At 42.4% G+C, this 13,446-nt stretch carries 13 protein-coding genes and 1 pseudogene; 9 read left to right on the plus strand and 5 right to left on the minus strand.

What is annotated here, in order from left to right:
- Positions 1-334 precede the first annotated feature (334 nt).
- On the plus strand, positions 335-931 hold the full coding sequence (locus H6G92_RS09300) for a transposase (RefSeq protein ID WP_190893077.1): 597 nt from the start codon (positions 335-337) through the stop codon (positions 929-931).
- A gap of 108 nt (positions 932-1,039) precedes the next feature.
- On the opposite strand, the gene H6G92_RS09305 is transcribed toward H6G92_RS09300, so the two are convergent.
- Entirely contained in the window at positions 1,040-1,375 is a 336-nt protein-coding gene (locus H6G92_RS09305) for a CU044_2847 family protein (protein WP_190893078.1), read from the minus strand.
- A gap of 69 nt (positions 1,376-1,444) precedes the next feature.
- Between H6G92_RS09305 and H6G92_RS09310 the strand changes: the two genes are divergently transcribed.
- The 8 genes and pseudogenes from H6G92_RS09310 to H6G92_RS09340 all read left to right on the plus strand — a co-directional run bounded on the left by H6G92_RS09310 (position 1,445) and on the right by H6G92_RS09340 (position 9,777).
- The gene (locus H6G92_RS09310; RefSeq protein WP_190893079.1) at positions 1,445-4,306 is read left to right on the plus strand and encodes an nSTAND1 domain-containing NTPase; all 2,862 of its coding nucleotides are present in this window, start codon (positions 1,445-1,447) and stop codon (positions 4,304-4,306) included.
- 14 nt (positions 4,307-4,320) lie between these two features.
- Positions 4,321-4,377, plus strand: a pseudogene (locus tag H6G92_RS40805) (hypothetical protein); the annotation flags it as partial.
- Positions 4,378-4,521: a hypothetical protein gene (locus H6G92_RS09315; protein WP_313889951.1), complete on the plus strand. Its 144-nt coding sequence runs from the start codon at positions 4,378-4,380 to the stop codon at positions 4,519-4,521.
- Positions 4,522-5,283: 762 nt separating this feature from the next.
- Positions 5,284-5,742 (plus strand): transposase, encoded by a 459-nt coding sequence (locus H6G92_RS09320; RefSeq protein WP_242059075.1) that lies wholly within the window; start codon positions 5,284-5,286, stop codon positions 5,740-5,742.
- Positions 5,743-5,873: 131 nt separating this feature from the next.
- Entirely contained in the window at positions 5,874-6,119 is a 246-nt protein-coding gene (locus H6G92_RS09325) for a DUF1902 domain-containing protein (protein ID WP_190893296.1), read from the plus strand.
- Positions 6,120-6,317 (plus strand): type II toxin-antitoxin system HicA family toxin, encoded by a 198-nt coding sequence (locus H6G92_RS09330; protein WP_190893080.1) that lies wholly within the window; start codon positions 6,120-6,122, stop codon positions 6,315-6,317.
- Between the two features lie 136 nt (positions 6,318-6,453).
- Positions 6,454-9,462 carry a UPF0182 family protein gene (locus H6G92_RS09335; RefSeq protein WP_190893298.1) on the plus strand — a complete coding sequence of 1,003 codons (3,009 nt, stop codon included), beginning with the start codon at positions 6,454-6,456 and terminating at the stop codon, positions 9,460-9,462.
- A 132-nt stretch (positions 9,463-9,594) separates the two neighbouring features.
- Entirely contained in the window at positions 9,595-9,777 is a 183-nt protein-coding gene (locus H6G92_RS09340) for a hypothetical protein (protein ID WP_190893081.1), read from the plus strand.
- A gap of 57 nt (positions 9,778-9,834) precedes the next feature.
- On the opposite strand, the gene H6G92_RS09345 is transcribed toward H6G92_RS09340, so the two are convergent.
- From H6G92_RS09345 to H6G92_RS09360, 4 genes are all read right to left on the minus strand, one after another.
- A complete protein-coding gene (locus H6G92_RS09345; RefSeq protein ID WP_190893082.1) occupies positions 9,835-10,308 on the minus strand; it encodes a hypothetical protein in 474 nt (157 codons plus the stop codon).
- A 105-nt stretch (positions 10,309-10,413) separates the two neighbouring features.
- Complete coding sequence (locus tag H6G92_RS09350; RefSeq protein WP_190893083.1) at positions 10,414-10,716, minus strand: hypothetical protein; 303 nt, start codon at positions 10,714-10,716, stop codon at positions 10,414-10,416.
- A 245-nt stretch (positions 10,717-10,961) separates the two neighbouring features.
- Positions 10,962-12,365 (minus strand): glycoside hydrolase 100 family protein, encoded by a 1,404-nt coding sequence (locus H6G92_RS09355; protein ID WP_190893085.1) that lies wholly within the window; start codon positions 12,363-12,365, stop codon positions 10,962-10,964.
- A 62-nt stretch (positions 12,366-12,427) separates the two neighbouring features.
- The gene (locus H6G92_RS09360) at positions 12,428-13,237 is read right to left on the minus strand and encodes an SDR family oxidoreductase (protein WP_190893087.1); all 810 of its coding nucleotides are present in this window, start codon (positions 13,235-13,237) and stop codon (positions 12,428-12,430) included.
- Positions 13,238-13,446 lie beyond the last annotated feature (209 nt).

Genomic DNA, 13,446 nt, shown 5'->3' on the forward strand with positions numbered 1-13,446 from the left:
CGTCTGAGATCCAAAGGTAAATGATGGTGAATAAAAGGCGAATTTTTTCCTTAATATCCTCTCTTCATAAACCTAAAAAATAAAGCCACAACAAATATCTGGCGTAGGGGCACGGCAATGCCGTGCCCTCATAGAAATGTTCACCACCGCCAAGAATTTATTTGTAATTTCGTTATAGAGGAATTAGCTGGATGGAAAAATATTATTTATCGTTGAGATGCAAAATTTGTTGGAGGGCAAGGCATTGCCTTGCCCCTACGTTATTTTTATGGGTGAAGGAAAAAATCAACGATTAAAATAAATAAAAAATTATTATAAATAAATATAGAAAACTATGCCTTATGATCCACAAAAACATCATCGGCATTCTATCCGCTTGAAAGGATACGATTACATCCAACATGGTGCATATTTCATCACCATCTGCACTAGAGGACGGCAATGTTTATTTGGTAATGTGGTTAATGGCGAAATGCAATTAAATTATTTAGGTAATATTGCCTTAAATTGCTGGCAAACAATACCCGCTCATTTTTCTCACATTGAATTAGATACCTTTGTGGTTATGCCTAACCATATACACGGCATCTTAATCATAACCGACAACCCTGTAGGGGCAAGGCACTGCCTTGCCCTCAATCAACATCTCGACCACAACACAGAAAAATTCGGTAAACCTGTACGCGGTTCTATTTCTACAGTTATTGGTAGTTATAAAAGCGTTGTCAGCAAACGCATTAATATAATTTGGCAGACTAAAGGACAATCAATCTGGCAACGCAATTTTTATGAACACATTGGCAGAGAACAAAAATCTATAGATAACATCCGAGAATATATTGTCAATAATCCCCAGCGTTGGGCAGATGATCCAGAAAATACAACATCTAATTCTGACGCTCTAGACTACATTTTCGATATCCCTTTTTAATCAAAAATCATGTGTTTGATTATAAATATCAATTCGCACTGAGACGCAACACATTGTAGGGGCAAGGCATTGCCTTGCCCTCATAATCAATATGTAGAATGCATCGAATTATAGCTTTTTGTTCGCCAAATTATACTTAACCTCAATTTCAAAATTACTCTCAGCCGAGCCTTCAGTTAAAAACGGAATGCCAGTTTTACCACCCAGCTTGATGCCAAACTTAACCGTTACCTCTTCAGCGTCAGGTAAATTCTTAAATGCCCCAACCGCTAACTTGGCATAATCACGAATTTTGTTTTGAAATTCTCTGATATTAACCGTAGGTAAACCATCACGGTATCCCGGTTCCTCTTCTTCTGGAACCTCAGCGACGGTATTTGATTCTACGTAGATTTCGTACTCCAGATCGTCTTCTTTGATGATTAAACGTTGTACTTCTGACACAATAGCCTCAGTTACTATTTAAGTTATTCTTAGCAATATTACGTAAAAACGGATGCCAGGTTAGATTATATGGCTAGATATGCACTGGTGTTGGGAATTGCTAAGTATGACAATTTCACCAACCTACCAAAGGCTGTCAATGATGCGGAACAAATCGCCCAACTGCTGCGCGAACAAGGTCGATTTGATGTTCAGCCTTTACCTAGCAAGTTAATCGAGAGTGAGAATCGCTGGCAAATTACACCAGATAAAAAGTTAACTGGTAAAGAACTCGGACAAGCACTGAGAATATTTTTGTTAGAAAAAGCCAAAGGTCACGAGGCACTGATTTATTTTGCCGGACATGGATTTGAAGCACCCAGCCTGACAGGTGAAGCGAAAGGGTATTTGGCAACATCAGATTGTAACAAAGATGGACAAAATGCGATCGCCTTTGATGACCTCAACACTTTAATCGCTAAATCTCAACTCAGCAGCTTAGTGGTATTGCTGGACTGCTGCTATGCGGGGTCTTTATTAGAGAGGAGTTTTATCAAGTCTGGTTTCTCCGTTTTCAACAGCAAACAAGACTACAGCTTAATTACAGCCTCTCGTGCCTCGGAAAGAGCGCGTGAAGATACCGAAGGTGGAATTTTCACCAAAGCAATTCTCAAAGGACTTGCTGAAGATAAAGCTGATGAAGCCACTGGGGAAATTAATGTCAATGACTTGATCAGCTTCGTTTCACGGGAACTCAAGCAAAGCGGACAAGAACCAATTTACATGGGCGGTGGTAGGTCAATTCCTTTGGTTTGGTATCCGCCCAAGAATTTAGGAGTTATTACAAAAGTACTTGACGAATGTCCCTATCGGGGCTTAGAAGCTTTTGACAAGCAACACGCAAAATTCTTTTTTGGTCGTCAAAAAGTAGTTAACCATATTCAACAGAAACTCGACCTGGCTAAATTTGTCCCCATCATTGGCGCGTCGGGGAGTGGTAAATCTTCAGTAGTGCGGGCGGGTTTGATTCCACAATTAGATGATAGTGAGTGGCAGGTTTTAGAACCAATTATGCCAGGGATTACACCTTTAACAGAATTGAGCGGAGCTTTTAAACAATTTTTTAAGGGGACTAAAAAACAGAAACAGCTTGAGAATTTGATTTGCACTGAGCCGAATAGTCTATCTGCAATTCTCGAAAATCTCCCTGGTTCAGCAAAATTCTTGCTGGTGGTGGATCAGTTTGAGGAAGTATTTACTGGCGGTGCTAGTCAGCAAGAAAAGCAGAGATTTATTGAGTTGCTAACTCAGGTAGTAGAGATTGCCGATTCGCGGTTAGCAGTTGTCATTACCATGAGAGCGGATTTTCTCGAACCCTGTTTGCAATATCCCTCCTTGACTCAGCTAATTCAAACCCAGGCAGTTTTTATGCCGCCTTTAGCCGGAGTTGATTTAAAAGACACCATCACTGAACCAGCCAAACTTCAAGGTCATAGTGTTGAAGAAGGGCTAGTACTGAAGATTTTAGAAGATGTGAAACAAGAGCCAGGGTTTTTGCCTCTGTTGGAGTTTGCTTTAACTAAACTCTGGGACAAACGCGATCGCAATAAACATCAACTCACCCTAGAAGAATACGAAAAGTTGGGAGAATTAACAGGGGCGTTGAATCTCCATGCAGAAAATGTTTATCTTTACCAAGATTTTGAGGAAGAACCACCAAGCGCAGAACGCACTCAGCAGGAAAAAGAATGGATTGAGCGAATTTTTCTGCGGTTAGTGCGAACGGGAGAGGGAGAAAAAGACACTCGCCAACGCCAACCAAAAGCCACACTATTAAATATTGCAGGTGATGATGCCAAGCAACAGCAAGACCTCAGTGAGTTGATAGATGGGGAAGCGGGATTAGTTAAGGGACGCTTGTTGGTTACAGGGAAAGATGAAAATGGAGAAGCCTGGATTGATTTAGCCCATGAAGCTTTAATAGAAGGTTGGGAGCAGTTTGCTGAATGGCGGAAGGAAAACCGACCATTGCGACGACTGATTAACTTAGTCGAAGATGCTTTTCAGGAATGGATAAAAAATCCGCAAGATGAAAATTTAATGATGGGGCGATTACTGGATCAAGTGCGGAAACAATGGCAAGAACTAGAACTAAATCTATCTCCCACTGTGGCAGTTTTTTGCCAACTAAGCATCGACACAGAGCTAACCCATAATCAGATGCTACGTTCTCAGGCAGAAGCAGCCACCAATCGCATAAAAGATGAGTTCTTAGCTGTTCTCTCCCATGAGTTAAGAGTTCCAATGAATGCCATCATGGGCTGGTCAAAATTGCTACAATCTCGCAAGTTGAGCGAAACTCAAACAACAAAAGCCTTGGAAACCATTGAACGCAATGCTAGCCTTCAATCGCAACTAATAGAAGACCTCTTGGATATATCAACACTCATACAAGGACAGATGCGTCTCAATGTCCTTACTTGCAATTTGGTATCTATTATTGAGGCAGTAATAGATACTATACACCTAGCTGCTCAGGCAAAAGAAATTCAAATTCAAACTATGCTTGACTCCAATTTGGGTGCAGTGTTGGGCGATCCAAGACGTTTGCAGCAGGTAATTTGGAATTTACTCTTTAATGCTATTAAATTTACTTCCAAGGGTGGGTGCATTCAAATCAGCTTACAAAAAATTGATTCCTATGCTGTGATTACCGTGAGGGACACAGGTATAGGTATCAATCCTGATTTTCTCCCCTATATCTTTGATCAATTTCGTCAAGAAGACAGTTCCACTCAAAGGAGGTTTGGTGGACTGGGATTAGGGTTAGCAATCGTGCGTGTCTTGGTAGAATTGCACGGTGGTACAGTTTTTGCTGAAAGTCCAGGAGAAGGACAGGGGACGACATTTATTGTTAATCTGCCGATTAAAGCAGTTAATGTAGGTGAGTAAAGGGTGATGTCTATGCCGTTGCCTTTAGCCAGGATGGGCAGACCATTGTCAGTGGTGGTGAAGACGGCACAGTGCGTTTATGGCGAGGTGGTTGGCGTGGATGGTTGCAAGTCTGTTGCGACAGGTTGCGTTACCATCCCATCTTCACCAATCCGCAAACAGAGGAGGCAAAAGCCGCTTGCGAAGTCTGCCGCAAACATGTTTGGAGTAAATAACATGGGTAGGGGCACGGCAATGCCGTGCCCTTACAATGGTCTGTACTTATTATCTCCACCATTTAGGCTCAGAACTCCAGTTTTCACCTTCAGAACTCGGAACTTGAACCTCTGACCTCGAAACTTCGACCTTTGAACTCGAAACTTCGACCTCTGAACTCGAAACTTCGACTTTTGAACTCGAAATTTTGACCTTTGAACTCAAAACTTTGACCTCTGAACTCAAAACTTCGACCTCTGAACTCGGAACTTCATGCTTAGAACAGCAATATCCGAGATTCAAAGGTGAATGATGGTGATTCAAGGGCGAATATTGTCCTTATTATTCCATCTTCACAAACCTGCAAACTAAAGCTACCCCAAATATCTTGCGTAAGGGCACAACAATGTTGTGCCCTGATAGAACTGTTCACCCCAGCCAAGAATTTATTTGTAATTTCTCGTAAAGGAATTAGTATCATTCAAATTTAATATACATCGTGCAAAACAATATTGTTTATCGTTGAGATGCCAAATGGGTTGGAGGGCACGGCAATGCCGTGCCCCTACATTGTGTATATGGGTGTAAATAAAAATCATCGATTAAAATAAACACATATTGCTAATAGCTAAATATAAAAATTCATGGCTTATGATTCACAAATACATCATCGCCATTCTATTCGCTTGAAAGGGTACAATTACACCTAACCTAGCGCATATTTCATCACCATTTGCACCAAAGCGCGTCAATGTTTATTTGGTAATGTGGTTAAGAGCGAAATGCAATTAAATTATTTAGGTCATATTGCCTTCAACTACTGGCAAACAATACCCGATCATGTTCCCCATATTGAATTAGATACCTTTGTAGTCATGCCTAACCATCTACAGGGCATCTTAATCATCACCGATAAACCTGTAGGGGCACAACATTGTTGTGCCCTCAATCAACATCTCGCCCACAACACAGAAAAATTCGGTAAACCTGTACATGGTTCTATTTCTACAGTTATTCGTAGTTATAAAGGTGTTGTCACCAAACGCATTAATATAATTTGGCAGACCAAAGGACAATCAATCTGGCAACGCAATTTTTATGAACACATTGGAAGAGAGGAAAAATCTGTAGATAACATCCGAGAATATATTTTAAATAATCCCCAGCGTTGGGCAGATGATCCAGAAAAACCGCAACATAATTTTGACGATCGAGATTTCCTGTTTGATATCCCTTTTTGATTTAAAACCCTGTGTTATGTCATAAATATAAATTCGCGTTGGGATGCAACACCTGCTAAGGGCACGGCAATGCCGTGCCCCTACGATGACTCAGATGTTCTAAACTGGAACTACGTTGTAAGCATTCAATGATGGCGCAAATCACATTTAAGGTTGAAGCATTTTGGGATTCAGACGCAGAAGTTTGGGTAGCAACTAGTGATGATGTACCTGGATTGGTAACAGAAGCTTCTACGATTGAGGTTCTGACGCAAAAGCTGCGAGAAATAATTCCAGAACTGATCATTCTCAACAAAATTGTCCCTCTTGACTATGTGGGTTCCATCACCTTTGAGTTAACCAGCCATCGACAAGAGTTGATTCAGGTGGCTTCATAGATGAGTGCGTCGTTTACTCCTGAGTTGAAAAAGATGCTTTCAGAAGTTGGGTGCTACTTTGAACGGCAAGGCAAAGGAGATCATGAAATCTGGTACAGTCCAATTACAGATCGTCGGTTTGTTGTAGACGGAACCATCAAATCACGCCATACCGCTAATGGAGTTTTGAAACAAGCTGGACTTCCCAAAGCCTTTTAGGGAGGTAGCAAGTAGCAAGTAAGGACGGTAAAACAGGAAAATAGACTTCTAATCAGCAAGCTTGAGGCTGGGAACTCGGAACTTCGTGCCTTGAACTGCAACAACCGAGTTCTAAGGATGAATGGTGGTGAATCAAATGTATTGGAAATGGGGCTTTAGACTATTAATTGTATTCTTCGGGCTGTGGCTACTCCTGGATCTGGGTTCCCGCGTGGGAGCAGAGATTTTTTGGTTTCAGGAAGTCGGCTACCTCCAAGTATTTCTGTTGAGGCTAGTGACTCGTGGCGTTTTGTGGGTAGTGGTGGCTGGGATAACTGCTGCCTATTTACTGCTAAACCTGGCTCTCGCACAACGGTTAAAATATCCCCAGTCTTTGAAGATTGAAGAAGTGAGGCGTGAGGAAGCAGAACTGAGCAGCGAATTAAAGAATTTTCTCAGTCCTCATTATTCAAGACACAACGAAACCCGAACACTTACGCCGCAACGCTTTAAACCATTCAGATTGCGCTGGTTATTACCCCTAGCTTTCGTACTGAGCTTGTTGATCGGGTTAATGCTGGCTCACTATGGTCAAATTGCTCTTTCTTACTGGCATCCTCCAGTTAATAAAGCTAATCAACCCATTATTGCCCTATTTCGACTAGAGACAATCTGGCAATTGTTGAGGCAGATTGTCTCTCAAGTCTGGTATCTCGGCTTAATTGGGGGAATAACGATCGCAATCTTAATCTATCCCCAATTTTTATTAACTGCGATCGCAATTCTCTTCAGTCCTATTTTTGGGTTGATCGTATTCCAAAACTGGGCAAAGGTGCTGCAATATTTTCACCCCACCCTTTTCAACAGCACTGAGCCTTTATTTGGTCGAGATATCAGCTTTTACGTCTTTTCCTTACCCTTTTGGGAGCTGCTAGAACTCTGGCTGATGGGATTATGTTTGTATGGCTTTGTCGCCGTTACTCTCACTTATCTCTTGTCGGCGGACAGTTTGAGTCAGGGGATTTTCCCTGGTTTTTCACCCCAGCAGCAGCGTCATTTATCCGGTATGGGTGGCTTGTTGATGCTGGTAGTGGCTCTGAGTTACTGGCTGAGTCGCTATGAACTCGTGTATTCTAACCGTGGTGTTAGTTATGGTGCCAGCTACACGGATGTGATAGCCCAGTTGCCAGCTTATACCGTTTTGTGCATTGTGGCAGTAGCGATCGCAATTTACCTACTTTGGCGAACGTTTTTCTGGAAACCCAAATCCCAGTATCGTCGCTTGGTATTTTACGGATTAGGGGTTTATCTAGTACTAGTTGTATTAGCTGATGTTGTTGTACCTACTCTGGTGCAATATTTAATTGTCTTACCTAATGAGTTGCAACGGGAGCAACCCTACATTCAGCGGACTATCGCTTTGACTCGCCAAGCATTCGATCTAGAGGCGATCGATTCCAGAGGCTTCAACCCTCAAGGAACACTGACTGAAGCTGATATTCGAACTAATGACTTGACAATTCGGAATATTCGCCTTTGGGATCAGCGACCACTGTTAGAAACTAACCGTCAGCTGCAACAAATTCGGCCATATTATCGGTTTCCCGATGCCGATATTGATCGGTATACTCTGAAAACAGATGTAACTTCCCGCCCACCATCTGCCCCTCGAAAACCACCAGAACCTCAGCAGGAAGCAATTGAATCAACAGAAAGGCGGCAGGTACTGATTGCTGCACGAGAATTAGACTACACTGGCGTACCACAGGAAGCTCAAACATGGGTTAACCGCCATTTAATTTATACCCACGGTTTCGGGTTTACTGTTAGCCCAGTTAATACAGTTGGGCCGGGTGGGCTACCAGAATATTTTGTCAAAGATATTAGCGGTGATAGTAGCGCTCTGACAACTTCCAGTGAAGCCATTCGTGAAAGTATTCCCATTGGGCAACCCCGAATTTATTACGGTGAAATAGCCAATACTTATGTGATGACTGGCACAAGAGTTCGCGAGTTAGACTACCCAAGTGGTAGTGATAATGTTTACAATTCTTACGATGGTCTGGGTGGCGTTGAAATCGGTTCAGCATGGCGACGGTGGTTATTCGCCATGTATTTGAAAGATTGGCAGATGGTGCTGACGCGGGACTTTTTGCCAGAGACAAAAGTGCTACTGCGGCGAAATGTCAAGCAAAGAATTCGAGCGATCGCACCTTTCCTCAAATTTGACAGCGACCCTTATTTAGTAGCCGCTGCGGCTAATCAAGATTTCCCAAGTAATCCCAGTTATCTTTACTGGATTGTTGATGCTTACACAACAAGCGATCGCTATCCTTACTCAGACACTGGTAGCGAAAGTATTAATTATATACGTAACTCGATCAAGGTAGTAATAGATGCTTACAACGGCAGTGTGAATTTTTATATTGCCGATCCAAGCGATCCGATCATTGCCACTTGGTCAAGGATATTTCCCAACACTTTCAAACCGCTCAGTGCTATGCCAGTTACTCTCCGCAGTCATATCCGCTATCCGGTGGACTTTTTCAAAATTCAATCTCAGCGGTTGATGACCTACCACATGACCGACCCACAGGTATTTTACAATCGGGAAGACCAGTGGCAGATTCCTAACGAAATCTATGGCAGTGAAACCCGTCCGGTAGAGCCTTATTATTTGATTACTAGTCTACCCACTGTACCGTTTGAAGAATTTATTCTGCTTCTACCTTATACTCCCCGACAACGGACTAATTTAATCGCTTGGTTAGCGGCGCGATCGGATGGCGATAATTACGGTAGGCTATTACTATATACTTTTCCTAAAGAAAGACTGGTCTACGGCCCAGAGCAAATTGAGGCGCGGATTAACCAAGACCCAGTGATTTCTCAGCAAATTTCCCTGTGGAATCGCCAGGGTTCGAGAGCAATTCAGGGCAATCTACTAGTAATTCCCATTGAAGAATCGCTGCTGTATGTCGAGCCAATCTATCTAGAAGCCACACAGAATAGCTTACCAACGTTGGTGCGGGTAGTCGTGGCTTACGAAAACCGGATTGTCATGGCACAAACCTTAGAACAAGCATTGCAGGGAATTTTTAAACCAGAAGTCACGCCAGCCCCTGCGATTATTCGTCCTTTTGAAGAAGCAGCCCCACCTGGTTAAGTCTAAATAGTTACATAGGGCTACAGGTAGCGTAGACGCGCAGCGGCTTGTCGTAAGACATCGCCATTAACAAAATTTATTGCAACAGACATAGTTTAATAGTTCAACATATGTAATAGACACTAAAAGTTAATGAACATGGTGCAAAGTAACCAACTAGAGATTCGCCACATTAGTCCTAAAGTGAGGCAGTTGATTCAAATGTACGCCGATGTTAATAACTGTACGCAACCTGAGATGTTGGAACGCATTGTTTTGGAGTGGAACGCCCAACAAAGCGAGAGCGAACGACCGCCAGGAGACGAAGATGAATAACTTTCTGCTACAATCTTTAGTCCGCTTCTAGCGATAGGCTTTCATGAATTTGGCTCTTTAGTTGTAGAAAAACTTTCTAGAGATTGGGTCTTGTTTGAGGGATTGAATAAAATCCCTCAAAGTCATCATGCTGCCCGTTAAGGTGAACTTAGGAGTGCCATTTGGAGCAACGATTCTCACTTCACCATCTTGGATCTGAATCTTATTTTTAATACTATCCCATAGAGTATCGAAGCTCTCATCATCCTTGCAACCATTGGCTTCAAGGAATCTTTGGTGTACTTCTGTTTTGAGTGCTAGTGCTTCCGCTGCTTGAGTCCGCGCCTCAAAGTGCTTAATTACATCTTCGTAAGCACTCTCTTTTAGAGTTTTGTTTTCAGCCTGAACTTGCGCTAACTGAGTTTTTATAGCTTGTAGTTGGGACGCTAAAGCGGCTGATTTCTGGTATTCAAGTTTTAAGGCTTGCTTTGCATTCGCTAACAAGGCTTTATAATCTAGCTGATCTTGATCTTGATTTTTTTCGGATTGCATTTTTATCTCTTGATCAACAGATTTTCGGTGAAAAACTCTCGTCAGTTCTATTACAAAAGCTGGCGAGAGTTCAGTAAATATTTTCTGTGTTATCTGAGTTATTGGTTATTTCACCAATAATGGTGTTTCCGAGTGAGGATTCTCCTGGATACTACTCAGACTAGAACTGATGTGGGAGCGGATAGCTCGTTCATAAACACTAGTCTGCTGAGTGCGTACCCCTACAGCTTGATATATTAAGTTAACATCTGGGAATTCAGACCAATACATCAAAAAAATGTCTTTAGCTGGAGTAATAATTTCATAATTATTCTCTTGTCTTTTCTTTCTGAGCTTACAATTATTTAGTTGCAATTTTTGTCTGAATAGTTGTTCAAATTCTGAAATTAAATCTGAAGTAGTTTTCATGGTTTATACACGTTAAAACGTGTTAATGATGCAAAGACTATCTTGTGATACTACTGAGTATGACACTTCAGATACCTCTTACAATATAGTGTATCAGTTATCCGGTATTTGAGGATTTCAAGTTTATCTTTGCGTACTCCTTTGGTGATTTGGCTATGTGCGTAGCGTCTTTAAGAGTTGCGGTACTAGCATCCTGTATAAGTTAAGTACAACAGCTAAATCATAGCTTTGGGGGCATTCAGTACCTACAGGCTACAGCCTGGGACTTCAAGACCCTCTGCAAAGCTGATTAATTCCAAGTAATCTGGATTTTCCAGCAACTTTTTGGCTGCTAGCAATCCGGCGATGCTCCAAGTTTGATAAATTCTAGCTTCTTTGCCAATCAAACGACCATTGTTGCCATCGTAGTATTCCGGAAATTGATCCTTAAATAAACGCCTTTCGGCAATGGCTATAGCTGCTTGAGCAAGTTCTGTTCGACCTGCTTTCATTGCCGCAGCGGTAAATAACCACAGTAAAACGGGCCAGTTACCACCGTTGTGATAAGACCAAGCCCTGTTCTTAGAGTCACATCCTGTAACAATTCTCCACTCTAAACCATCCATTGCTGGAAAGCAGATTTTAACAGGCATATAGCCGATCAAGTCTTGCCAACGTTGGGCAAATAAATTCATAATGCTTTGAGATTCTTTTTCACTGGCTAAGGAAGCTAAGATTGACATCAGATTTCCCAGAGCAAAAAAGCGAAAATCTATCCGTCCCGGCCCCAAATTTCCCGCTAGATATCCTCCAGTTTCGGGCAACCACTCGGTCAACCAAGTGGGGATTGATTCTGAGTTGATGTTGAATTTATTAACAATTTCTTTACCAAATTCGTTATCTTTGTAACGATAAATTTCCCCCAATCGCTTCAGGTCTAGCCAGTAATAGTTGCGGATATGATATTTCAAAGATCCCAATCGCCTATTGACTTTGCCAAGGTAGCTATCGCCATCCCCATCTGGTAAAAGCAATTCACTAGCAGCCCTGAGAGATGCATAGAATAACACCTGAATTTCTAGAGGATGTTCGTAGACTCCCATACGACGGTCAATCATAAACGCGCCATCGGGAACTAACATTGTTGGATACATGGAAAAGCGATGTACCAAGCAAAGATCCAAAATTAACTTAATTCCTGCTTGAAAATCTGGTTGACGCGCTAGAGTCAAATCGCCTGTAGCTTTTTCATAGGCGCGTAGCAAGAGAATCCACCACATACAAGAATCAATTGGGGGAACACGAGCGATCGCCAGTTCACCAAAATCAGCGACCAAAAATTCCTCATTCCCATTAGAGTGTACTTTGAAACTTGCAGGCATTAATCCCGCTCCCGGTTCAAAGCAGTCTATCTGCTTTTCGTGACTTTGTAATTTCAGTGTTTCTACTAAGAAGTTACGCACAATCTCTGCTTTGCCGTGCATGAGAAACACTAAGGCAGAAGGGACAAAATCACGCAGAAAGCACTGATCGTAATTGAGTGCATCTGACTCCGCATCTCTGGCGGCTACAGTACCAATGGGTCTTCCCTGGTAATAAATTATCGACTCTTCCAACAATTCCCAGGCTTCTGCTTCCAGCAGAATATTCTTATCGATCGCGCTAGTCATGGGCGTTTAATTCCACTAATAATATGTATCGGCTCAATTGTGGAAAGTACGCAAGCCTTACCTCAAGCTGACCAGCTTTCTCGGAAGTCAGCATAGAGAGTCAATCCACCATCTACAAATAGGGTTTGTCCGGTGATGTAGGCGGCTTCATCCGAAGCTAAAAAAGCTACTGCGGCTGCCATCTCCTCACAGGTGCCAGCACGCCCCATTGGGATGTGACTTTCCACGATCGCCTTTTTTTCGGGGTCATCTATCCAGGCTTGATTTATTGGCGTGACTGTTGCTCCGGGGCCAATGGCGTTGACACGAATACCTCGGCTGGCATATTCCAATGCCAAGCTTTTGGTCAGGTTTTCCATACCGCCTTTGCTAATGGAATAACTGATATACATTGGTCGCGGAATAATTTCGTGAACGCTGGAAATATTAATAATCACCCCTGGACGATTAAGAGACAGGAGGTGTTTAATAGTTTCACGGGCGCAGAGATAAGCACCCCGGAGATTGACTGCAATTACCCGGTCAAAGTCTGCTGTGGTAACTTCGTGGGATGGACTTTCTGTTTGAATGCCAGCATTGTTAACTAGAATATCTACACTGCCAAATTCCTTTACTATGGTGTTGACCATCTCAACAATGTCTGATTCTTGGGAGACATCTCCTTGAACCAGTAGGGACTTCACACCACAGTTTTCGATATTTCCGCAGGCTTTTTGCAATGCCATTTGTTCCGTTTCTGCCCCAGCTTCCGGGTGTTTGCGGTAATTGATGGCGATGTTGCACCCTTCTTGAGCGAGCCTGATAGCGATCGCTTGACCAATACCTGAAGTTGCACCTGTAATTAAAGCATTCTTTCCTTTTAAGCCTATCATATTTCCTCCCTAAGCTGCCCTTGCTTGAATTTGCACTCAGTCAAACAATTTTGGATTTTAGATTATTCTTTTCAACATCCCAAGTTGGCACTGTCAACCCCCAATGGAGGGAATTCAAAAATATAATGGTTCTCGTTTGCATGAAGTACATTTCATCCCCAACCCTCTCCTTGCAAAGTACGCTCTACACACAAGTTATCCGATTCCTC

This window comes from Nostoc foliaceum FACHB-393 (assembly GCF_014698505.1).
Taxonomy (GTDB): domain Bacteria; phylum Cyanobacteriota; class Cyanobacteriia; order Cyanobacteriales; family Nostocaceae; genus Nostoc; species Nostoc foliaceum_A.